Origin of the sequence: Adlercreutzia caecimuris B7 (genome assembly GCF_000403355.2) — a bacterium.
GTDB classification, from domain to species: domain Bacteria; phylum Actinomycetota; class Coriobacteriia; order Coriobacteriales; family Eggerthellaceae; genus Adlercreutzia; species Adlercreutzia caecimuris.
Window position 1 is genome coordinate 1205831 of sequence record NZ_KE159646.1, and the last position, 21085, is coordinate 1226915.

Below are 21085 nucleotides of genomic sequence, written 5' to 3' on the forward strand. Positions count from 1 at the left end.
GTCCCGCATTTCCGTTGCCCCGCATTGTATCACCCGAGCCAATGGCTTCCGGCGGCCACTAAGCAGAACCGCAGAATCAGCCCGCCGAGAACGCAGAGCACCTCGACGACCTGCAGCGTCGCGGGCACCCTGAGAAGGGCGCGGGCACCCTCGGCGGCCAGGGGCACGATGACGCCGAGACCCGCGAACCCGACGGCGAACCACGGGCCGGCGCCCTCGGGCGCGAGGAGAACCGCGAGGGCCGGGCGCGCGAAGGGCCCGGCAAGAGCCAGGGCGAGGAAAGCCGCAAGGGCACCCGCCTCCAGCAAGAGCACGACGCGGTGGACACGACGCAAGGCCTCGGTCCACCCGCCCAGAAGCGCGCTATCCCGCACGAAGGGGACAGCCAGAAGCACGACCGCCACCCCCGAGGAAGCCGAGGAGAGGGCGAGCAGCACGGGCAGGGCGGCATTGTTCCACAAGGGCACCGCCTCCATGAGCGCCATGTAGAGCCCCGTGTACACCATGAGGGCGAGGGCGAGAACGACCGCCGCCCCCTCGAGCGCTATGCGCAGCGGCTCGGATACGACCCGCGGGGCAACCAGGTGCGCCGCAGCCAGAACGCCCGAAACGCCAAGGGAGGCGAGCAGGGCGAAGGAGCCGAAGGTGAGCAGCGAGGGGGTTGGACGCGTGAACAGCAGGAAGAACCGCTGGGGACGCCCTAAATCAAGCAGCAGGCAGAACGCCGACACCGCGAGCAGCACGAAGGCGATGGCGGCCAAGATGCCCATTAGACCGTCGAAAGCCCGGCTCTGGGCCCGGCTGCGCGTGCGGGTGCGATGAAAGAGCAGCGACCAGGCGGCGGCCGCGAGCAGCACGCCGGCGCCGCATCCGCCCAGAAACAGGTACATCACCACGAATGATCCTAGCATGGGCACCTCCCCTCGCCCTCGCCTCAGCCTCGGCCCTCGATGCGGGCCCTGATCCGGCGCTAGCCGAGCCGCTTCTTGAACGCCTGGGCCGCCTCATCATAACGAATGCCGAAACGCTCCGCATAGCAGGCGCACAGGCCGAAGACGAAATCGCCCAAGCCACGGAAGTAGTCGGTGCGGGCATGCTTCTCCACCGCATAGCGCCACGCAGCCAGCCAGGGCAGCACGTGCTCGGTAAGAAACGCCTCCTGCTCGACAGCGGCCTCGTCAGCAGCCGCTTCGTCCCCCGCCTCGCGGGCCGCTCGCTCCTCTTGCACGAGACGCGCGAGGAAGCCGAGCATGAGGGCAAGGTGATCGTCGGGCTCCCTGCCGACGCGCTCGGACACAAGTCCGTGGCGACGGTAGGCGGCGCGCGCCGTCAGCGCGGTGCGACCGAACATGTGGCTGTTGGGCTCGACGTAAAACGACTCCAAACACGACGCCTCGGGAGCGCCCGCGCCCACGAAAAGGCGCAGCCACTCGCGGCGCAACTCGCCCACGCGCTCGGCGAAGGAGACATCCTCGGCAAGGACGGCCGCGACTTCGGCGACGGCAGCCTCCGCAGGAACCGAGCCGCCCCCATCGACGGCCAGGCCGGCAGCTCGGACCGCTTCGGCACACCAGCCGTCCATGAGGGCGAGGCCCCGGGCAGCCCGGGCATTATCGGCAGCGAAAGGCGCGGAGGCGAATTGGCAGGCGGCCACCTGGGCCGCAACGGCCGGCACCGCGGGCTCGCTGTAGAGCAGCGCCGACGCCCCGGCAAGGCAGACCTCGACCGCCGCCAGCGTTTCGGATGAGAATGGTGCGTTCATGAGCATACCTCGGATAGGAAGGGCGGCCCCGAACACGCGAAGAGAACCGTCGCGCATCCGGCAGCCGCATCGGAGCGGGAGGCCGCACGCCATGGCGCGGCCCGATGACGCGAAAGGGGCGTCGGCTCGAAACCGGCACCCCTTCCCATCTTAAGAGTACGAGCCAGAAGATCTACAGCTCTTCCTCCAAATTGACGACGGAACCGGTGCCGGAGCCCGATTTCTGGGCATCGCGATGGGGCGTCACGATGAGGTTCGCCTCGGTGGTGTCCTGCGGCAGCGGCTCCACCTCCACATCGCCCTCGCCATACTTGTCCACCAGCTCCTCGCGGGTGCCGAAGTCCAGCGCGCGCATGGGGCAGCCAGTCACGCAGATAGGCTTGCCGCCACCCTCGACTTCGCTCTTGCACATGTCGCACTTGAGCATGTAGCCCTCGTCCTCACCGAAGGTGGGGGCACCGTAGGGGCAGGCGGTCTCACAGGTCTTGCAGCCGATGCACACATCGTGATCGGTCCAGACGATGCCGGTCTCCTCGTCCTTCTGCATGGCGCCCGTGGGGCAGTTGGCCACACACGCTGGGTTCGTGCAGTGGTTGCAGGCCAGCGACACGAAGTAGCCGAACACGCCGTCGGGCGCGTAATGGCCCGCCTCGGTGGCCTTCCAAGCGCCGCCCTGGTAGTTCAACACGCGCCGGTACAGATTGTTCACCGGCAGCTTGTAGGTCTCCTTGCACGCGACCTGGCAGGTTTTGCAGCCCGTGCACTTGCTGGAGTCGAAATGGAATGCGTACTGAGTCATGGCGCACCTCCCCTATTCCTCGATGCCCACGGGCATGACGATGGGCGTGTTCTTGTCGGGATCGAGCGTGAGCGGCCCGTCGTACTTCTCCACCTGCACGAGGGTGCCCGTCCAAGACTGGGAGCCCTGGCCCGAAGACTTAGGCGCCTGCAGGATGTTCGGGTCGCCGCCCAGATCGATACCGGTCTCCTCGTCGATGCGGATCCACGCGCCGTCCTGGAGCGCCACCGCGCCCGGAACGATGGTGGGCAGCACCTTGGCCGGGCGCAGCACCTGGCCATGCGGGCTCGTCATGAGCACCAAGTCACCGGTCTTGATGCCACGGGCCTCGGCGTCCACCGTGCTCATGAAGCACTCCTGGGGGAAGGCCTCGCGCAGCGAGACGACGTTGTCGTTCACTGTGTGGGCGCGGCGCAGGGAGTGCGGGGTCCACAGCAGCAGCGGGAACTCGTCGGTCTGGGTGCCGGCGCCCTGCTCGGGGTCGGCGATCTGCCACTTCGCGATGGGCGAGAGCGTGGAGAAGCCGAGGGAATTCACCGTAGCGGCGAGGCCCATGGAGTAAATCTCGAATTTGCCTGTGGAGGTAGGCAGGGGATTAGCCTCGGGATCCTCGTAGAAAGCAGCCCACGGCAGGCTGGACAGAGCATCGCCCTTCGTGCGCGGAATCTTGAAGAAGCCCTTCTCCTTGAACTCGGCCACGGTCATGAGGCCTTCCTGGGGAGCACCCTCCACGCCGAGCTCGTCGATATCGGACTGGGAGATGGTAAGCAGCGGGGCGTAGCCCATGGCATTGCGATCGGTCAAGTAGGCGGCGCCAGCCAAAGACGAATAGGTGCGCTCGGCGTCGGTCTGGGCGTTCACGACTTTGGGATCCACATCAAGCCGCTTCGCCAGCTCTTCGGCGATGTAGCTTTCGGGCTGCGATTCGAACAGGGGCTCCATGATGCGATCGGCCCAATACACGGTATCGGAGTTGTTCATCCAGGCAATATTGCCCTTCTCCCACCAGGTTGCCACGGGCAGCACGATATCGCAGTACTGGCGCGACGGGTCGAAGAATGGGTTGGCGCCCCACACGAAGTCAACCTTCCGGAACGCCTTGATGGCGGCGTTCGCATTCGGCATGGAGTTGAGAGAGTTCTCGTAGCCACCGCAATAGATAACGTGGATATCGAGCGGATGCTTGCCGCCGGGCCAAACGTCGCGACCATAGGCGCCATCCAAAATGGACTGCCAGCATTCGGAGTAATCGATATTCTCCCACGCCGTCGGGTCTTCCATCTCGGAGAACAGGGGAACCGAAGAAAGCGCGGGGGGCTTGAGCGGATTCACCGGATTCAGCTCGCCCGAGGACGAGTCGCCCGCCATGCAGAACGGCGCCGCCGACATGCCTTCGGCCAAGCCTACCCACGAGGCGTAGTTGCCCGGAGTGCCCAGGCCGCCGTGCATCATGGCCAGGGTGTAGAAGGCCTGGGCGAACATTTCGCCCGCGGGGATCTTCGTGGTAGACTGGCCCGCGAAGAAGTTCACCTTCTCGGTGGAGGCGATCTCCTCGGCCAAACGGCGGATGTCGGCCGCTGGCACACCACAGATGGCCTCGGCCCACTCGGGAGTCTTCGGCTCGCCGTCATGGGTGCCCAGCACATAGTCCTTGAAGTTGTCCTTCGGGTCGGCGCCCTCGGGCATATGCTCCGCGTCGAAGCCCACGCAGTACTTGTCGAGGAAATCCTGATCCTGCAGGTCGTTCTCGATCATGTGGTACATCATGCCGATGCAGAAGGCCGTATCGGTGCCGGGGATGATGGGCACCCACTCGTCGGCTACCGCCTGGGCCGTCTGGTTCAGCCACGGCTCAACGATGATGACCTTGCCGCCCTCGCGCTTGGCGTAGTCGAGCTGGTAGGCGGTGTTGCCGCCCTTGTTGGCCATCCAGTTATTGCCGAAGTGGAAGTGCAGCTCGGAATCTTGGATGGACAGCGAGTCGGGCGCGGCCAGCATGCCGCCGGTCATCATGATCTCGGGAACGGGCCACGAGCCCAAAGACACGGTACCCAACTCATGATGCATCGCGCCGCCCTTGGCGTTCAGCAGGCAGATGACCTGATCGAAATAGGTGTCCCCAATATCGCTGTAAGCAGCAGCTAGGATAGATTTGGGACCCCAGGTGTCGTAGGCCTTCTTCATCTCGGCGGCAATGTAGTCGAGCGCCTCGTCCCAGCTGATGCGCTCCCACTCGTCGCGACCGCGCATCTCGCCGTTCGGATTGTCGGGACTCCACCCCTTGCGCTTCATGGGGTATTTGATGCGCGCCGGCGACATCATGTTGCCGATCTGCGCGCGACCGCGGGGGCATGCGCGACGCTGGGGCACCTCGATGGAATCCTCGTCTTCCTCGTCGGTGCGGATCTTCAGCGGAACCCCGTCCTCCACATACACCTTGAGCAGGCAGCGCGATGAGCCGCAGCTGCAGTTGTTCATGCAGGCGCCCGTCAGCCACGTGCCCGTCTCCTCGGCGGCATCCCCACCGGTCTGGGACAGCTCGTCATCGCTCTGCGAGGCGCAGCCGGTGAATCCCACCAGCGCTGTAGCGCCCGCGGCGGCCGTTCCCCATTGAACGAACCTGCGTCGAGTCAGTTGGCTTGTACCCATGTGTGACCCTCCCTCTTGTGATCGCATCAGGAAAGCTCCTGTACAGGCCGCTTCCCCTCTTTCCTTACACGACCTATGCATAGGCGAAACCGTCCTAAAGAAATATGACGGCTACAGGGCGCATACTATCATGAGGCTATAGGACAGTCAATGGAATCGGCGGCTTTGATCTATCTATTTTGAGGATAATGTAGTTTCTCACCACTGTTCGTCACAGTTAACTTTCTCGGCCCCACTCCCGCGATTCGGCCTTATTTTCCGAGATGAATCATCTCATGCCGCCACCTTTTCCTCCTCTGCGATGTCAAAAGAGCACTTCAGAACTCCTTGTCTATACCCAATGTTGTGTTGAGAAACTAGCTGTCCTATGCTATTGTGACAATAGGGAAAGAAACGTCCTGGGTTTCCAGGCTGTCGGAGGAGGCGTCATGAGGTTCGTCGTTGCCCTTATCCTGTCGTTCGCGCTCGTATGGTTGTGCGCCAAGCCCCTGAAGAAGCACCCCGTGCCGTTCTACGTCGGCGCCGTGGCGCTGGTGGCCCTATACTTCTGGGGCGTGAGCGCCAACGTGCGCGGCGAGGCGTGGTCGTATTTCCAACCGCTCATGCAGCGCTGCGCTCTTGCCTTTCTGCTGTTCTCCGTCGTGATGTTCGTGGGCGTGCTCGGCGAGAAGAACCCCCTGCGCGTGCACCTCATGCCCATTCGCCGGCAGTTGTCCATCCTGGCGTGCATCTTCGCCTGCGGGCACATCGTCTTCTACGCCGCCTCCTATATCCCCCGCCTCACGAGCGCGTTTTCCGGCAACCTCGCCTTCTCACTGGGCCTGGCCGCGCTCATCACCGCGCTTATGGCGGTGCTGTGGGTCACCTCGGCCCAGCGCGTGAAGCACGCCATGAAAGCGACCAGCTGGAAGCGCATCCAAAGGCTCGCCTACCCCTTCTACGTGCTCACCTACGTGCATCTGGCGCTGCTGCTCATGCCGAGCGCCCTGGCAGGCAACTCGGTGGCCATGTTGAGCATCGCCGTGTACTCGGCGGTGGTGGGCGTCTACGTGGTGCTGCGCGCGGCCAAGGCCCTGCGCGACCGGGCCGCCGAGGCAGCCGCCCCCGCCACCGAGCTCGACCTGGAGACCGCCGCGACCGTTTAGGCCGTCTCGATACCGATCTTAACGCGAACGCGGAAGCAGCGTAGGCGCGTGCTATTTGGCAGGTGCCCCTACATCCCCTCTTGCAAGGTTTATCACCAATAGAGGAGGACGGGGATCTCGTTAAGCTTGCTAGCTGGGGTTTGTCGCTAATACGGAAAGAATATCTCTGATTTTGTAGCTAATACGGAAAATTCACTGAGCTAAAACGGAGAAGGGAGCCCGAAGGCTCCCTTCTCGTTTGCGGCCCGAAGAGGACCGACGGGTTCTAACGATGGGCTCGCGCTTACTCGGCGGCGTAGAGGTCCTTGAGCTTCTGCAGGTGATCCCAGCGATCCATGGCGGCGCGCTCGTTCTCGGCGAAGAGCTCGCCCGCCCGCTCGGGGAACTCGCGGGTCAGACGGCTGTAGCGAGCCTCGTTCATGAGGAAGTTCTGGTACTCGCCCTCCGCCGGCTCCTTGGAGTCGATGACGAGCTTCTTGCCCGGGGCGCCCTCGGGGTTGAAGCGCAACAGGTTCCAGTAGCCGCAGTCCACGGCCTTCTTCATCTCGGTCTGGCAGTTGGTCATGCCGCCCTTGATGGAGTGCATCTCGCAGGGGCTGTAGCCGATGATGAGCGAGGGGCCCGGGTAGGCCTCGGCCTCGGTGATGGCCTTGATGGTCTGATTCAGGTTCGCACCCATGGCGATCTGCGCCACGTACACGTAGCCGTAGGTCATGGCGATCTCGGCGAGGCTCTTCTTCTTCACGTCCTTGCCAGCCGCGGCGAACTGCGCCACCTGGCCGAGGTTGGAGGCCTTCGAGGCTTGGCCGCCGGTGTTGGAGTACACCTCGGTGTCGAACACGAACACGTTCACGTCCTTGCCGGAGGCGAGCACATGATCCAGGCCGCCGTAGCCGATGTCGTAGGCCCAGCCGTCGCCACCGAAGATCCAGACCGACTTCTTGGTCAGGTACTCCTTGTTGGCCAGAATGCCGGCTGCCAGCTCGGCCAAGTCGCCCTCGCCCGCAGCCGCCGTCTCCAGGGCCGCGATGTAGGCCGCCGCCGCAGTCTTGGACGCCTCGGCGTCGGTGCGGGCCTCGAGCCACGCACGGGCCGCGTCGGCCAGCTCGCCGGCCGCGCCGCCGCACTCGATGAGCGCCTCGGTATCCACCACGACTTTGTCCTGCACAGCCTCATAGCCCAGAAGCATGCCCATGCCGTGCTCGGCGTTGTCCTCGAACAGGGAGTTGGACCAAGCCGGACCGTGACCGTCGGCGTTCACCGTGTAGGGAGAGGTGGCCGCCGGACCGCCCCAAATGGACGAGCAGCCCGTGGCGTTGGCGATGTACATGCGGTCGCCGAACAGCTGGGTGACCAGACGGGCGTAGGAGGTCTGGGCGCAGCCGGCGCAGGAGCCGGAGAACTCCAGCAGAGGCCGCTTGAACTGGCTGGCCTTCACCGAAGTGCCCTCCAGCTCCTCCTTGCGGGCAACGTCCTTCACGCAGTAGTCGAACACCGGCTGCTCGCCCAGCTCATCGGCGATGGGCATCATGGTCAGCGAATTGGTGGGGCACTGGATGGCGCACAGGCCGCAGCCCATGCAGTCGAGCGGCGAGACGGCCAGCACGTACTGCATGTCGGCGCCCACCTTGCCCTTCACAGGAATATGCTTGGTCTGGGCCGGGGCAGCCGCCATCTCGGCGTCGGTCAGGGCGAAGGGACGAATGGTGGCGTGGGGGCACACGAACGCGCACTGGTTGCACTGGATGCAGGTGTCGGCGTTCCACTCGGGCACCGACACGGCCACGCCGCGCTTCTCGTAGGCCGAGGCGCCCAGCGGGAACTGGCCGTCCTCATAGCCCATGAAGGCGGACACGGGCAGGGAGTCGCCGTCCATGCGGCCCACGGGGAACATGATGTTCTCCACAAGGCTCACGGTCTCGGGACGGCCCTCGGCAGAAGCGGCCTTAACGGAGCCCTCGGCGTCCTTCCAAGAAGCGGGCACTTCCACGGCCACGAAGGCAGTAGCGCCGGCATCGATGGCCTTGTGGTTCATGTCCACGATATCCTGGCCCTTCTTGGCATAGGAGGCCGTGGCCGCGTCCTTCATGTAGCGGATGGCCTCCTCCTGGGGCATGACGCCGGCCAGGGTGAAGAAGGCGGACTGCAGGATGGTGTTGGTGCGCTTGCCCATGCCGATCTCGATGGCCAAATCGATGGCGTTGATGAGGTACAGCTTGATGTCGTTCTCGGCGATGTAGCGCTTCGCGTCGGCTGACAGGTGCTCCTCCAGCTCCTCTGCCGTCCACTGGCAGTTGATGAGGAAGGCGCCGCCCGGCTTCACATCGCGCACGATGGGGAAGCCCTTGGTGATGTAGGAGGGGTTGTGGCAGGCCACGAAGTCGGCCTTGTTCACGTAGTAGGGGCTGCGGATGGGGGCATCGCCGAAGCGCAGGTGCGAGATGGTCACGCCGCCGGTCTTCTTCGAGTCGTACTGGAAGTAGGCCTGCACGTACTTATCGGTGTGGTCGCCGATGATCTTGATGGAGTTCTTGTTCGCGCCCACGGTGCCGTCGCCGCCGAGGCCCCAGAACTTGCACTCGATGGTGCCGGGGGCGGCGGTGTTGGGGGCGGGCACCTCGGGCAGCGAGAGACCCGTCACGTCGTCCACGATGCCGATGGTGAACTGGCGGCGCGGCTCGTCCTTCTCAAGCTCGGTGAAGATGGCGAACACGGACGCGGGCGGGGTGTCCTTGGAGCCCAGGCCGTAGCGGCCGCCGGTCACGGTGATGCCCTCGCGGCCTTCCACAGACAGCGCGTTCACCACATCCATGTACAAAGGCTCGCCGATGGAACCGGGCTCCTTGGTGCGGTCGAGCACGGCGATCTTCTGCACGGTGGCGGGCAGGGCGGCCGCGAACTTCTCGGTCACGAAGGGGCGGTACAGGCGCACCTTCACGAGGCCCACCTTCTCGCCTTGGGCGGTGAGGTAGTCGATGACCTCCTCGGCCACGTCGCAGATACTTCCCATGGCTACGATAACGCGCTCGGCGTCCGGCGCGCCGTAGTAGTTGAACAGCTGGTAGTTGGTGCCCAGCTTCGCGTTCACCTTGCTCATGTACTCCTCCACCACGGCCGGCAGGTCGTTGTAGATGGAGTTGCAGGCCTCGCGGTGCTGGAAGAAGATGTCGCCGTTCTCGTGGGAACCGCGCATGGCCGGGCGCTCCGGGTTCAGAGAATGCTCGCGGAAGGCGGCAACGGCGTCCATGTCGCACATGTCGGCCAGATCCTCGTAGTCCCACACCTGGATCTTCTGAACCTCGTGGGAGGTGCGGAAGCCGTCGAAGAAGTTGAGGAAGGGAACGCGGCCCTTGATAGCGGCCAAGTGGGCCACGGCGGACAGGTCCATGACCTCCTGCACGTTACCCTCGGCGAGCATGGCGAAGCCGGTCTGGCGGCAGGCCATGACGTCGGAGTGGTCGCCGAAGATATTGAGCGCCTGGGTGGAGACGGTACGGGCCGACACGTGGAAGACGGTCGGCAGCTGCTCGGCAGCGATCTTGTACATGTTGGGGATCATGAGCAACAGGCCCTGGCTGGCCGTGTAGGTGGTGGTCAGCGCGCCGGTGGCCAGCGAGCCGTGCACGGCACCCGCCGCTCCGCCCTCGGACTGCATCTCGCACACCTTCACCGTGGTGCCGAAGATGTTCTTGCGGCCCTGGGCAGCCCAAATGTCGACGAAGTCGGCCATGGGGCTTGAGGGAGTGATGGGGTAGATGCCGGCAACCTCGGTGAACGCGTAGGACACGTGCGCCGCGGCGTTGTTGCCGTCCATCGACTTCAGAACTCTCGTCATGTTCCTCTCCTTTGCATCTGGCCCGCGCGGGATCGGCCGGCTTGCGGCCTCGCGAACATCCGCGGGGTGGTACTGTCGCGGAGAGGTCGAGAGGACGGAAGCGCACCGACCGGCGAGTCGGATTTGCTCTGCGAACAGAAATACCTTTTGGATATTAGCAGCAGCGCCGCACCTGACGCGCCGTCAAACGCGGCGGCGCTCCCCCAGCAGCCCTCCCCCGTCGGTCGGCGGGGCGGCAGCGCCTATCGGCAGGTCGGCGGCAGCCAGGCCCGTCGTGCGCAAGGGAGCCTGCCCGCAGCGGTCCTGGCACGGCGGGTGCGGGCAGACTCGTGCGGGCGCGGGCGACGGGCGATTGACGTGTCTGTGGGGTTTCTATCGGGGGCAGCGCCGCCTTTTATAATGAGGGGGAAACGATCCCGATTGCAGGAGTTCGCATGAACGAGCTTGCCCTTTCCCGCCGCGCCTTCATGATCGGCGCTGCCTCCCTTGCCGCTGCGGCGCTTGCCGGCTGCTCCTCCGAGGGCACCGGCACCTCCCCGGCTTCGGATGCCACAGCGCCCGATGCCCCCGCCGGCTCCCCCGATCCCGAGATCAACGAGCGCGTGGCCTCGGTGCTGTCCGCCGCCGTGGCCTACGACGATGGCAGCTGCAACCCTATCGGGTGCTCCTCCACGCTGTTCGTGGCCGCCGGCTGGCACGTGTTCGAGGGCCTCTACGAGCTCGATCTGCACACCTACCGCACCGAGCTGGGGCTAGCTGCCGAGATCCCGCTTCAAGTGTCCGATCTGGAGTACGAGGTGACGCTGCGCGAGGGCGCGGTGTTCTCCGACGGCTCGCCGCTCACCGTGAACGACGTGTGCAACGCCTTCACGCGCAACAGGGAAAGCGACTTCTACGCCCCTCTGCTCTCGTTCATCCAGTCGGTCGAGGCAAAGGATGCGAGCACGGTCTCCTTCAAGCTGGCCTTCCCCATGGGCACGCTGCTCCAGGAGCGCCTTGCCCTCGTGCGCATCTTCCCAGCCGCTCAAACCGACGAGGAACTGAATACGTTGCCGATAGGCTCGGGCCCCTGGCGCTACGACACCATCGACGCCGCGGATGGCGGCTTCATCACCTTCGTCCCTAACCCCCACTACGAGGGCGCCTTCCCCGCCACCTGCGAGCGCATGGAGTGGGCCGTGGCCACCGACGACGAGGCGCGTACCCAGCTGCTGTGCGACGGCCAGGTCGTCTGCGCCGAGGCGGCCCCCGAGGTGATGGCCGACCAGATTACCGAATCCGGAGCGGTGGTGGACTACGTGCCGGGCATGAACGTGCCCTTCCTGATGTTCAACTGCGAGAAGCCCCCCTTCGATGACGTGCGGGTGCGTCAGGCGCTCCTGTACGCCCTCGATGTGGACGGCATGATCGGGCGCGTGATGGCGGGTCATGCCCGCCCGGCCACGAGCCTTCTGCCCGACTACTTCCGCGGCTACCACCGCGCCGCCACCGTGTACAGCTACGACCCCGAGCGCGCCCGCGCCCTTCTGGCCGAGGCCGGGGCCGCAGACCTCACGCTCACCTTGCGCGTGAACGACAACTGGGTGCGCCTGCTGGCCGAATCGGTGGTGGGCGACTGGAATGCGGTGGGCGTTACCGCCGAGGTGGTCTACCTCGACCAGACGGCGCTGTTCGCCGACATCTCCGAGCCGCCCAAGAAGAAGCAGGTGCTTCCCTTCGACGCCGTGCTCTGCCCCGGCGATCCCTCGCGCTTCGGCAACGATCCCGATCTCATCATGAACTGGTGGTACGGCAGCAACGTCTGGACCCTGGCACGCAGCTGCTGGGCCTACAGCAAGGAGTTCGACACGCTGGCCGATCTGCTGCAGGAGGCGCGCGCGGTCAGCGACGAGAACGAGCAGCAGCGGCTGTGGAACCAATGCTACGATCTGATCGCCGCCGAGGCGCCGCTCTACCCGCTGTTCCACCGCGAGACCGCCACCGCCTACTTTGAGGGGCGCCTGTCGGGCTACGACCCTATTTCGGCTACGGGCCTGCTGTTCCTCGGCACCACGCCCATGAAGGAGAGCGATCCCATCTAGAAGACGGCCGGGGGGGCGTCCTACTTCCAGAACAGCGCGGTCTGGAGCAGATCCTGGTAGGCCCAGGGATACACGTTCGAGTACCAGCCGGTCTCCGGCACCAGGCACAGAAGCAGGCTGTAGGTGACGCTTGCGCATACGAGCGCGATGAGCAGCTTCAGCATGAGGTCATGCGCGCGACGCGTGCGGGCAAGCTGCTCGTTCACCACGAAGTACAAAAGCACCGCTGCCGCCAGGAACATGAAGCTGAAGTCGGCGTAGTAGCGCTGAAGGATACCCGCCAGCTCCGCATCGGCTAAGGCCACCACCACGCCCGAGCCCAGCAGCACCACGATGACGCCCATAATGGTGCGCGTCAGACGTTGGCGCGCGCGCATCCCCAAGATACGCTTCGAGAACGCGAGCACCCACAGCACCGGCAGGCACGCGAAGATACCGCCGAAGGTGACCTCCTTGATGGTCTGCCCCATATAGGTAGTGTCGAAGGGAGCCGGCTGCAGAAAGGGAAATACGCCGGTCATGCAGGGCGGCTGGAGGAAGTAGGTGAAGAACGCCGGCGCCAGGCGCCCCGCGTTCATGCCACGCTTGGTCATATCGTTCACGGTGAGGTTGTAGTTCGCCCCGAAGTCGGTGAACGACCCGAACCGCGCGTAGTTGTAGCCCATGATGCCCGCCGCAACCATTACATAGGGTGCCGCCAGGCAGGCGAACTCCCGCGCGCCGGCTGCGGTGAGCAGGCGCCGCTCGGTGATGTAGGTGCGCCAGAACAGCGGGAAGGCCAAAAACGACAGCACGAGCAGCTGCGGTCGGCAGCCTGCCACAAGCGCCATGCACAGCGAGCCGGCGAACAGCCAGCCGCAGCGATGGCGCGCCATTGACGAACGAGACCAGCAGTACAGCCCCCACACCGAGAAAGCCAGGCCGCACATGATGGGCAGCGAGTAGAAGGTCGGGAACTTCACCAAGTACAGAATGCCGCTGCAGGCCACGAGCGGTATCTGCAGAAGCAGGTACATACCGAGCGATACGGCACGGAAATGATAGCGAGCGAACCGGTCCAGCAATGCCGTAGCGCCGAGCACGAAGGCGATGGCCATGACGAGCACGCCGATGGCCGTGGGAAAGTTAGCGCCGGTGAGCAGATAGAACGGCAAGTGGAACAACAGCACCGGCACAACGCCGAAATACACGTAGTAATGACCGTCGTAATAGGCGACGTCGAACAGATAGGGCTCGCCGGTGGCCTTCTGCGCTTCATCGCGAGCGCCCTTGTCGTAGGGGTCGGCCATGTCCTTCAGCCACTGCGGCGGCTCTTCTTCCAGATACAGCTTCCCCTCGGCCATGGACTTCGCCAGCTCGGCGTACTGCTGGGCGTTATCGCCACCCACCTCGAAGGTGTTCACAAGGGAGGCGCCGTCCCAGGAACCGTAGTTGTAGCCGGCGGTGGCCACGCCCACCAGATTCGACCCGTAGAAGAGAAACAGCGTCAAAAGCGCGACCTCCACGGCCACGGCGCATACGATGCCTGCCTTCGATTTGCGGGGGTTCTCCACGATGCGTATGCGGTAAATGGCCGACTTGGGACGAAAGAGGTAGGCGCCGAGCAGCAAGATGAGCACCGCGCCGAAACGCCATCCGCTGAACGCGAAGGGACGATGGGCGTTCAGATAGACTCCGTCGAGCAAGATGGGATAGGAGACCTCCCCGCCCGCCCCCTCGCCGGCAATCTCTATGCGCAGGTTCTCCACGCGCCCGGCGGTTTGGAGGTTCACGAACATGCTCTGCTCCACCTTGGTGGAAATATCGGCCAAAGGCACGCCCACAGTGTATTCCGTCGAGTCGAAGTAGGTCTGGTGCGCATCGTCGGTGAACTGGATCTTCACCGAGATCAGCTGGGCAGGCTGGTCTGGATCGAAGGCGAGCCTGATGTTGCGCACCTCGGTGTTGAGGTTCCAAAACTCCATGACATGATCGACATCTGTGAGCACATAGGACCCGTCGTCGCTTTGAGTCAGCGAGAGCCGATCGGTCAGATCGATGGTGCGGTATTCCGCCGAGGCGAAGTAGTTCACGTTGAAGACGAACACCTCGAGCGCAAGCGCCGCCAGCACGATGAGCGCCACAGCCCGCGCCACCCGCACAAGGGTGCCGCGGTAGATGAGCATGAAATGCTCGAAGGTGTAGGCTATGTTCTCGCGCACGGTGGGCATAGGCCCATTATATAGAGAAAACCCGCATCCCTTCGCGAGATGCGGGTTTCAGAGGTTAAACGCCTCGGCTGGCAGCCGACGTCAACGAAGTCGCCTCCGCCGATTCGACGAAACGGGCCGAACCTAGGCCAGCGCCTCCTTCACGTCGGCGTAGACCACCTCCGGGTCGCGGTCGCCGTCGATGGTGACGAGCAGATCGCAGCCGCGGTAGTAGTCGATGAGGGGGCTCGTGGAGGTCTCGTACACATCGAGGCGGTTGCGCACCGTGGCCTCGTTGTCGTCGTCGCGCTGGTACATCTCGCCGCCGCACTTCGGGCAGACATCGCCATCGGCCGCACTGCCGATGTAGCCGCAGGCGCGGCACATGCGACGAGAGGTGAGGCGACCCACGATGACCTCGGGGTCCACATCGATGAGCAGGGCCGCATCCAGCGGGCGACCCAGCTTGGAAAGCTCGGCGTCGAGCGCCACGGCCTGGGCCGAGGTACGCGGGAAGCCGTCCAGGATGAAGCCGTTGGCCGTGTCGTCATCCTGCAGACGCTCGGTGACCAGGCCGATGATGACATCATCGGGAACCAGATCGCCAGCATCCATGTAGGACTTGGCCTTCAGACCCAGCTCGGTCCCGGCCGCCACCGCCGCGCGCAGCATATCGCCCGTGGAGATGTGCGGGAGCTCGAACTCCTGCACCAGCTTGGCCGCCTGGGTGCCCTTGCCAGCACCGGGTGCTCCCAGAAGCACGATGTTCATGAAAACATCCTTTCGTTTCGAGTTGCGGCTCTTCCCTACTTGAAGAAGCCCTCGTAGTTGTACATCTTCAGCTGACTCTCGATCTTGCTCATGGTGTCCAGGGCAACGCCGATCATAATGAGGATCGAGGTGCCGCCGAAGGCCTGGATGAGCTGATTGTTCGTGAAGTAGAAGATAATGGTGGGCACCACGGCAATGGCCGCGATGAAGATGCCACCGGGAAGCGTCACGCGGTTGATAACGTTCTTGATGTACTGCACGGTAGCGGTGCCGGGGCGCACGCCCGGAATGAAGCCGCCCTGCTTGCGAATGTTGTCAGCGGTCTCCTCGGGGTTGAACACCATAGAGGTGTAGAAGTACGCGAAGAACACGATGAGCAGCACCGTGAGCAGCCAGTTCAGCCAGCCAGTGGAGCACCAATTCGCGAACGTGGTCAGCCAATCGACATTGAAGATGGCCGCCAGCTGCGCCGGGAAGTAGATAAGGCAGCTCGCGAAGATGATCGGGATAACGCCCGCGGCATTCACCTTCAGCGGGATATAGGTGGACTGGCCACCCATCATCTTACGGCCCTGGACGCGCTTGGCGTAGTTCACCGGGATACGGCGCTGGGCGCGCTCGACGAAGATGATGAGCGGGATGCACACCAGCACCACGGCCAGAATGACGAGGGTGAGCGCAATGCCCGTGCCCAAGTCGCTCGTGAGGTTCACCGACGAGAAGATGGCGGAAGGCACGCGGGACACGATGCTCACGAAGATGATGAGCGACATGCCGTTGCCGATGCCGCGCTGAGTGATCAACTCGCCCATCCACATGATGAACGCGGTGCCGGCCACGAGGGTGAACACGATGATGATGTTCGTCAGCGCCTCGGGAACCTCGGTGGAGAACTGCACGCCGTAGGCCGGGGACTTGAACAGCAGCAAGTAGCCGACCGCGTTGATGAGGCCCAGACCCAGCGTGAGATAGCGGGTGACTTGGGTGATCTTACGGCGCCCGGTGTCACCCTCGCGGGCCCAGCGGCCCACGGCGGGAATAACGCCCTGCATCAGCTGCATGATGATGGATGCGGTGATGTAGGGCATGATGCCCAGCGAGAACACCGAGAAGTTAGACAGCGCGCCACCGGTGAACAGATCCAGCATGGTCATGGCCACGCCGGTATCCTGGAAGGCCGTGGCAAACTCATGGAAGGGAATGCCCGGGACCGGCACGTAGGCACCGAAGCGGTAGAGCGCGAGAATCGCCAGCGTGAAGAGGATCTTCTTGCGCAGCTCCGGAACCTTGAATGCGTCAAGAATCGACCTTAGCAAGGCTCTTCGACCTTTCCTCCAGCCGCCTCGATCTTCGCCTTGGCGGTAGCGGACACCTTATCGACGCGCACGATGAGGGCCTTGGTGATCTCGCCGTCGCCGAGCACCTTCACAAGCGCGTCGGCATGCTTGATGATGCCCTTGGCCTTCAGGGAGTCGCCGTCCACCACGTCGCCGGCCTCGAACTTGGCCTCAAGACGGCTCACGTTCACGGGCAGGTACTCGACGCGGTTGAAGTTGCGGAAGCCGGGGAGCTTCGGCAGACGACGGGCGAGCGGGGTCTGGCCGCCCTCGAAGCCGGCGCCCTTGCCGCCGCCGGCGCGGGACTTCTGACCGTTCATGCCGCGGCCGGCGGTCTTGCCGGTACCGGAAGCCGGGCCACGGCCCACGCGCTTACGGTTCTTGGTGGAGCCCTCAGCGGGGCGCAGATCCTTGAGTTCCATGTTGTGCTTTCTCCTTTTCGCTTTCCGACCTGGGCTTTCCTTTACCCAGACCGGTGCTGGCAGCTCGCCGCCAGCAAACTTCCTTGTATCATGGCAACGGCGCACCCGCCAATCGGGTGCGCCGGGAACCATCGAAATGGGTGCGAGGGGACCTAGATCTCCTCGACGGTGATGAGGTGCTTCACGGTAAAGATCATCCCGCGAACGCTCTCGTTGTCCACCTGATCGACGGAGCTGCCGATGCCGTGCAGGCCCAGGGCGCGCAGGGTGCGACCCTGGTTCGGCTTGCGGCCGATGGCGCTCTTCACCTGGGTCAGACGCAGAGTCTTCTTCGTCTCAGCCATTAGTTCTCCTTCCCACCGAACATCTCGGCCACGGAGATGCCGCGACGAGCGGCCACCTCGGCGGGGCTCTCCATGTTCTTCAAGCCCTCGGCGGCGGCCTTCACGATGTTCATGGCGTTGTTGGTGCCGAGCGACTTGGTGATAACGTTCTGCACGCCCGCGAGCTCCATGATGGCACGGACCGGGCCGCCGGCGAGCACACCGGTACCGGCAACGGCCGGCTTGATGAGCACGCGGCCGGCGCCGTACTCGCCCATGATCTCATGGGGCACGGTGCCCTCGGCGGTCACGGGCACGGTGAACATGTTCTTCTTCGCGTCCTCCACGCCCTTCTTGATGGCGGTGGGCACTTCCTGGGACTTGCCCATGCCCACGCCCACACGACCGTTGCCGTCGCCCACGACCACGAGGGCCGACAGCTGCATGCGGCGGCCGCCCTTCACGGTCTTGGCGACGCGGTTGATGAAGACGACGCGCTCCTGCAGCTCGGGAGTCGTGCTCTCCTGCTGCTGGCGGTTGTTGTTACGAGCCATAAGCTAAAACCCCTTCTAGAATTTCAAACCTGCTTCACGGGCAGCCTCGGCGAGAGCCTTCACGCGCCCATGATACAGGTGGCCGCCACGGTCGAACACAACTTCCGTCACGCCGTTTTCCTGAGCCAACTTGCCAACGATGGTGCCGAGCTCGGCCGCGCCCTCGACGGTCGCGCCGCTCTTGCCGGTGGCCTTGAAGGCCTCGCCGAGCGTGGACACACCGCAGATGGTGGTGTGAGCCACGTCATCGATGACCTGCACGTACATGTTGCTGTTGCTGCGCGTCACGCACAAACGCGGACGAGCGGCAGTGCCGGAGATCTTACCGCGCACGCGACGATGGCGACGGGCAAGACGGGCCTGCTTCTCCTGTTGCTTATTCATAGGTTGATCCCTTCAATCAGCTACCGTAATGAGGCTTAGTCTTTGCCGGCCTTGCCAGCCTTGCGGCGGACATGCTCGCCCTCGTAGCGAATGCCCTTGCCCTTGTAGGGCTCCGGCTTGCGCCACTTGCGGATGTTCGCGGCAACCTGGCCGACCTGCTCCTTGGAGGGACCCGAGACCACGATCTCGGTCTGCGAGGGAACCTCGAAGGTGATGTTCTCGGGGGCCTCCACCAGCACCGGGTGGGAGTAGCCGAGCTGCATCTCCAGGTCCTTGCCCTTGAGTGCCGCACGGTAGCCGACGCCGACGAGCTGCAGCTTCTTGGAGAAGCCGGCCGACACGCCCTCCACCATATTGGCGAGCAGCGAGCGAGTCAGGCCGTGAGCGCTCTTGGACTCACGGGTGTCGTCGGGACGGGTCACGATAAGCTCATCGCCCTCGCGGGTGATGGTCATGGACGGCAAAAACGTGCGGGTCAGTTCGCCCTTGGGGCCCTTGACCGTCACCGTCTGGCCGTCGATGGTCACATCGACGCCGGCAGGAACGGGAATGGGCATCTTACCGATACGAGACATATGCTCTACCTTCCTTTCCTACCACAGATAGGCGATGACCTCGCCGCCGATGCCCTCTTTGCGGGCATCGCGGTCGGTCATAACGCCGCGGGACGTCGAGATGATGGCAGTGCCCAGACCGCCGAGCACGCGGGGCAGCTCGTCCTTGCCGGCGTAGATACGCAGGCCGGGCTTGGAGATGCGCTTGATGCCGCGGATGGTCTTGGCCTTCTTCGGGCCATACTTGAGGGTGATCTCAAGCGTGGCGCGGGGCTCGCCGTCGATCACGTCGAAGCGCTGGATGTAGCCTTCCTGCTCCATGATGCGCACGATCTCGACGAGCTTCTTGCTCGACGGCATGGAAACCGTCGCCTTGCCGGCAGACTGGCCGTTGCGCACGCGCGTCAGCATGTCTGCGATGGGGTCGGTCATTGTCATGTTGTGTTTCTCCTTTGATCCGTGATGAACCGTGCGTCCGGTTCGTCGGCGCCCTTAGCGCCTCCGCCTGTAACGCCGGCACACCCAAAACGTGCCAGTACTTACCAGGAAGCCTTGGTCACGCCGGGCAGCTCGCCTTTGTTGGCCAATTCACGCACGCAAATGCGGCACAGGCCGAACTTGCGATAGTAGGCGCGGGGACGTCCGCAACGGGTGCAGCGGTTATGCTGACGCGTCGAGAACTTCGGCTCGCGCTTGGCTTTGGCGATCATCGATTTCTTAGCCATGCATGTCCTTCTTTCTTATGCCTTTTAAATCCGCGTCCTTTGCGGACTTAAAACCTGAGGTTTCGCGACGCAGGGCCCGCAGGCCCCGGTCGTTTTACTTGCTCTTGAACGGGAAGCCGAGCGCCGAAAGCAGCGCGAAGGCACCCTCGTTCTCGCCGGCATTGGTGACAAAGGTGATGTCCATGCCGCGGGTACGGTCGATCTTGTCGTACTCGATCTCGGGGAAGATCAGCTGCTCGGTGATGCCGAGCGTGTAGTTGCCACGGCCGTCGAAGCTCTTCGGCGAGATGCCGCGGAAGTCGCGGACGCGGGGAAGAGCAGTGGCCAGCAGGCGATCGAGGAACTCCCACATGCGGTCGCCGCGCAGGGTCACCTTGCAGCCGATAGCCTGGCCCTCGCGCACATGGAAGCCGGCGATGGACTTCTTGGCGCGGGTCACGCAGGGCTGCTGGCCGGTGATGATGCGCATGTCGTTCATGGCGGCATCGAGCAACTTGGAGTCGCCGGCGGCGGCGCCAACGCCCATGTTCACCACGATCTTCTCGAGGCGGGGCACGCAGTTCACGTTCTTGATGCCGAGCTGCTCAACGAGCGCCGGCACGATCTCGGTCTGGTACTTGACCTTCAGACGAGGAGTCTCAGCCATCAGTCTTTGCCTTTCTTCGATGGATTAAACGCGGGATTTCCGACCCCGCGTCCCCGGGATCTTCCCGGGGCCATAGCGCGCACGCGCGCGATTGGATATTGTCCCACAGTCGGGGCCTCTATCCAAGAAGAAATCCGCTTCCTTCACAGGAAGCGGATTTCAACGGTGGCATTTACTCGGCGGCGGGAATGTCCTTGCCGCACTTCTTGCACACGCGGACGAGCTTGCCGTCCTCGCGGCGACGAGCCACGCGGGTGGCCTCGCCGCAGCTGGGGCACACCAGCATCACGTTGGACACGTGAATGGGAGCCTCGATGGTGGTGATGCCGCCCTGGGGGTTCTGCTGGGTGGGGCGCATGGCCTTCTTCGCCAGGTTCACCTTCTCGACCACCACGCGGGACTTCTCGGGAACCGAGCGGAGCACCTTGCCGGTCTTGCCGCGGTCCTTGCCGCTGATGACCTTGACGGTGTCGCCCTTGCGGATCGTCATCTTGTTCTGAGCCATTCTGACACCTCCCCTACAGCGTTTCCGGTGCCAGAGACACGATCTTCATGTACTTCTTGTCGCGCAGCTCGCGGGCGACAGGCCCGAAGATACGGGTGCCGCGCGGAGAACCGTCCTGATTGATCAGCACGGCGGCGTTCTGATCGAAGCGGATGTAGGAGCCGTCGTTGCGGCGGACTTCCTTCTTCACGCGCACGATCACGCAGCGCACAACCTCGCCCTTCTTGACGTTGCCGTTGGGCATCGCTTCCTTGACGCTGCAGATGATCACGTCACCGAGGCCCGCATAGCGGCGCTTCGAGCCGCCCAGGACCTTGATGCACTGCACCTTGCGAGCGCCGGAGTTGTCGGCCACGGCGAGCATGGATTGCATCTGAATCATGTGATGTTCCTAACTTTCCTTA

20 protein-coding genes are annotated in these 21085 nt (G+C 64.0%); 2 read left to right on the forward strand and 18 right to left on the reverse strand.

Annotated elements, in window-relative coordinates; translation table 11 throughout:
- Positions 1 to 29: 29 nt before the first annotated feature.
- The 4 genes from nrfD to C811_RS08765 form a co-directional block, all read right to left on the reverse strand.
- A complete protein-coding gene (nrfD, locus tag C811_RS08750; protein ID WP_016309194.1) occupies positions 30 to 911 on the reverse strand; it encodes an NrfD/PsrC family molybdoenzyme membrane anchor subunit in 882 nt (293 codons plus the stop codon).
- Positions 912 to 970: 59 nt separating this feature from the next.
- Positions 971 to 1762, reverse strand: a complete 792-nt coding sequence (locus C811_RS08755) for a TorD/DmsD family molecular chaperone (protein ID WP_016309195.1) — start codon at positions 1760 to 1762, stop codon at positions 971 to 973.
- A 172-nt stretch (positions 1763 to 1934) separates the two neighbouring features.
- Positions 1935 to 2561 carry a DMSO/selenate family reductase complex B subunit gene (locus tag C811_RS08760; RefSeq protein ID WP_016309196.1) on the reverse strand — a complete coding sequence of 209 codons (627 nt, stop codon included), beginning with the start codon at positions 2559 to 2561 and terminating at the stop codon, positions 1935 to 1937.
- 12 nt (positions 2562 to 2573) lie between these two features.
- Positions 2574 to 5210: a molybdopterin-dependent oxidoreductase gene (locus C811_RS08765; RefSeq protein ID WP_016309197.1), complete on the reverse strand. Its 2637-nt coding sequence runs from the start codon at positions 5208 to 5210 to the stop codon at positions 2574 to 2576.
- A 428-nt stretch (positions 5211 to 5638) separates the two neighbouring features.
- On the opposite strand from C811_RS08765, the gene C811_RS08770 reads away from it, so the two are divergent.
- Complete coding sequence (locus C811_RS08770) at positions 5639 to 6355, forward strand: ferric reductase-like transmembrane domain-containing protein (RefSeq protein WP_016309198.1); 717 nt, start codon at positions 5639 to 5641, stop codon at positions 6353 to 6355.
- A 283-nt stretch (positions 6356 to 6638) separates the two neighbouring features.
- Here the strand turns inward: C811_RS08770 and nifJ are convergent, their stop codons facing one another.
- Positions 6639 to 10190, reverse strand: a complete 3552-nt coding sequence (gene nifJ, locus C811_RS08775; RefSeq protein WP_016309199.1) for a pyruvate:ferredoxin (flavodoxin) oxidoreductase — start codon at positions 10188 to 10190, stop codon at positions 6639 to 6641.
- 434 nt (positions 10191 to 10624) lie between these two features.
- On the opposite strand from nifJ, the gene C811_RS08780 reads away from it, so the two are divergent.
- The gene (locus tag C811_RS08780; RefSeq protein ID WP_016309200.1) at positions 10625 to 12271 is read left to right on the forward strand and encodes an ABC transporter substrate-binding protein; all 1647 of its coding nucleotides are present in this window, start codon (positions 10625 to 10627) and stop codon (positions 12269 to 12271) included.
- Positions 12272 to 12291: 20 nt separating this feature from the next.
- Here the strand turns inward: C811_RS08780 and C811_RS08785 are convergent, their stop codons facing one another.
- From C811_RS08785 to rplN, 13 genes are all read right to left on the reverse strand, one after another.
- Entirely contained in the window at positions 12292 to 14481 is a 2190-nt protein-coding gene (locus C811_RS08785; RefSeq protein WP_016309201.1) for a hypothetical protein, read from the reverse strand.
- Between the two features lie 123 nt (positions 14482 to 14604).
- On the reverse strand, positions 14605 to 15231 hold the full coding sequence (locus C811_RS08790; RefSeq protein WP_016309202.1) for an adenylate kinase: 627 nt from the start codon (positions 15229 to 15231) through the stop codon (positions 14605 to 14607).
- A 35-nt stretch (positions 15232 to 15266) separates the two neighbouring features.
- Complete coding sequence (gene secY, locus C811_RS08795; protein ID WP_016309203.1) at positions 15267 to 16547, reverse strand: preprotein translocase subunit SecY; 1281 nt, start codon at positions 16545 to 16547, stop codon at positions 15267 to 15269.
- Entirely contained in the window at positions 16541 to 16990 is a 450-nt protein-coding gene (rplO, locus tag C811_RS08800) for a 50S ribosomal protein L15 (protein ID WP_016309204.1), read from the reverse strand. The genes secY and rplO overlap by 7 nt, the downstream gene beginning before the upstream one ends.
- A gap of 152 nt (positions 16991 to 17142) precedes the next feature.
- Positions 17143 to 17334 carry a 50S ribosomal protein L30 gene (gene rpmD, locus C811_RS08805; RefSeq protein WP_016309205.1) on the reverse strand — a complete coding sequence of 64 codons (192 nt, stop codon included), beginning with the start codon at positions 17332 to 17334 and terminating at the stop codon, positions 17143 to 17145.
- Positions 17334 to 17867 (reverse strand): 30S ribosomal protein S5, encoded by a 534-nt coding sequence (gene rpsE, locus C811_RS08810; protein ID WP_016309206.1) that lies wholly within the window; start codon positions 17865 to 17867, stop codon positions 17334 to 17336. The genes rpmD and rpsE overlap by 1 nt, the downstream gene beginning before the upstream one ends.
- Positions 17868 to 17882: 15 nt before the next feature.
- The gene (gene rplR, locus C811_RS08815) at positions 17883 to 18251 is read right to left on the reverse strand and encodes a 50S ribosomal protein L18 (RefSeq protein WP_016309207.1); all 369 of its coding nucleotides are present in this window, start codon (positions 18249 to 18251) and stop codon (positions 17883 to 17885) included.
- A 35-nt stretch (positions 18252 to 18286) separates the two neighbouring features.
- The gene (rplF, locus tag C811_RS08820; protein ID WP_016309208.1) at positions 18287 to 18826 is read right to left on the reverse strand and encodes a 50S ribosomal protein L6; all 540 of its coding nucleotides are present in this window, start codon (positions 18824 to 18826) and stop codon (positions 18287 to 18289) included.
- 18 nt (positions 18827 to 18844) lie between these two features.
- Positions 18845 to 19243, reverse strand: coding sequence for a 30S ribosomal protein S8 (rpsH, locus tag C811_RS08825; RefSeq protein WP_016309209.1), 399 nt, complete (start codon positions 19241 to 19243; stop codon positions 18845 to 18847).
- 101 nt (positions 19244 to 19344) lie between these two features.
- Positions 19345 to 19530: a type Z 30S ribosomal protein S14 gene (locus tag C811_RS08830; RefSeq protein WP_013980746.1), complete on the reverse strand. Its 186-nt coding sequence runs from the start codon at positions 19528 to 19530 to the stop codon at positions 19345 to 19347.
- Positions 19531 to 19624: 94 nt separating this feature from the next.
- On the reverse strand, positions 19625 to 20176 hold the full coding sequence (gene rplE, locus C811_RS08835; protein WP_016309210.1) for a 50S ribosomal protein L5: 552 nt from the start codon (positions 20174 to 20176) through the stop codon (positions 19625 to 19627).
- Positions 20177 to 20348: 172 nt separating this feature from the next.
- A complete protein-coding gene (gene rplX, locus C811_RS08840) occupies positions 20349 to 20681 on the reverse strand; it encodes a 50S ribosomal protein L24 (protein WP_016309211.1) in 333 nt (110 codons plus the stop codon).
- 13 nt (positions 20682 to 20694) lie between these two features.
- Positions 20695 to 21063 (reverse strand): 50S ribosomal protein L14, encoded by a 369-nt coding sequence (rplN, locus tag C811_RS08845; protein ID WP_016309212.1) that lies wholly within the window; start codon positions 21061 to 21063, stop codon positions 20695 to 20697.
- Positions 21064 to 21085 lie beyond the last annotated feature (22 nt).

What these genes read in the sequence shown, in the direction of transcription:
- nrfD (WP_016309194.1), bottom strand. Translation starts at nt 911, where the DNA reads ATGCTAGGATCATTCGTGGTGATGTACCTGTTTCTGGGCGGATGCGGC.
- C811_RS08755 (WP_016309195.1), bottom strand. Translation starts at nt 1,762, where the DNA reads ATGAACGCACCATTCTCATCCGAAACGCTGGCGGCGGTCGAGGTCTGC.
- C811_RS08760 (WP_016309196.1), bottom strand. Translation starts at nt 2,561, where the DNA reads ATGACTCAGTACGCATTCCATTTCGACTCCAGCAAGTGCACGGGCTGC.
- C811_RS08765 (WP_016309197.1), bottom strand. Translation starts at nt 5,210, where the DNA reads ATGGGTACAAGCCAACTGACTCGACGCAGGTTCGTTCAATGGGGAACG.
- C811_RS08770 (WP_016309198.1), top strand. Translation starts at nt 5,639, where the DNA reads ATGAGGTTCGTCGTTGCCCTTATCCTGTCGTTCGCGCTCGTATGGTTG.
- nifJ (WP_016309199.1), bottom strand. Translation starts at nt 10,190, where the DNA reads ATGACGAGAGTTCTGAAGTCGATGGACGGCAACAACGCCGCGGCGCAC.
- C811_RS08780 (WP_016309200.1), top strand. Translation starts at nt 10,625, where the DNA reads ATGAACGAGCTTGCCCTTTCCCGCCGCGCCTTCATGATCGGCGCTGCC.
- C811_RS08785 (WP_016309201.1), bottom strand. Translation starts at nt 14,481, where the DNA reads ATGCCCACCGTGCGCGAGAACATAGCCTACACCTTCGAGCATTTCATG.
- C811_RS08790 (WP_016309202.1), bottom strand. Translation starts at nt 15,231, where the DNA reads ATGAACATCGTGCTTCTGGGAGCACCCGGTGCTGGCAAGGGCACCCAG.
- rplO (WP_016309204.1), bottom strand. Translation starts at nt 16,990, where the DNA reads ATGGAACTCAAGGATCTGCGCCCCGCTGAGGGCTCCACCAAGAACCGT.
- rpmD (WP_016309205.1), bottom strand. Translation starts at nt 17,334, where the DNA reads ATGGCTGAGACGAAGAAGACTCTGCGTCTGACCCAGGTGAAGAGCGCC.
- rpsE (WP_016309206.1), bottom strand. Translation starts at nt 17,867, where the DNA reads ATGGCTCGTAACAACAACCGCCAGCAGCAGGAGAGCACGACTCCCGAG.
- rplR (WP_016309207.1), bottom strand. Translation starts at nt 18,251, where the DNA reads ATGAATAAGCAACAGGAGAAGCAGGCCCGTCTTGCCCGTCGCCATCGT.
- rplF (WP_016309208.1), bottom strand. Translation starts at nt 18,826, where the DNA reads ATGTCTCGTATCGGTAAGATGCCCATTCCCGTTCCTGCCGGCGTCGAT.
- rpsH (WP_016309209.1), bottom strand. Translation starts at nt 19,243, where the DNA reads ATGACAATGACCGACCCCATCGCAGACATGCTGACGCGCGTGCGCAAC.
- C811_RS08830 (WP_013980746.1), bottom strand. Translation starts at nt 19,530, where the DNA reads ATGGCTAAGAAATCGATGATCGCCAAAGCCAAGCGCGAGCCGAAGTTC.
- rplE (WP_016309210.1), bottom strand. Translation starts at nt 20,176, where the DNA reads ATGGCTGAGACTCCTCGTCTGAAGGTCAAGTACCAGACCGAGATCGTG.
- rplX (WP_016309211.1), bottom strand. Translation starts at nt 20,681, where the DNA reads ATGGCTCAGAACAAGATGACGATCCGCAAGGGCGACACCGTCAAGGTC.
- rplN (WP_016309212.1), bottom strand. Translation starts at nt 21,063, where the DNA reads ATGATTCAGATGCAATCCATGCTCGCCGTGGCCGACAACTCCGGCGCT.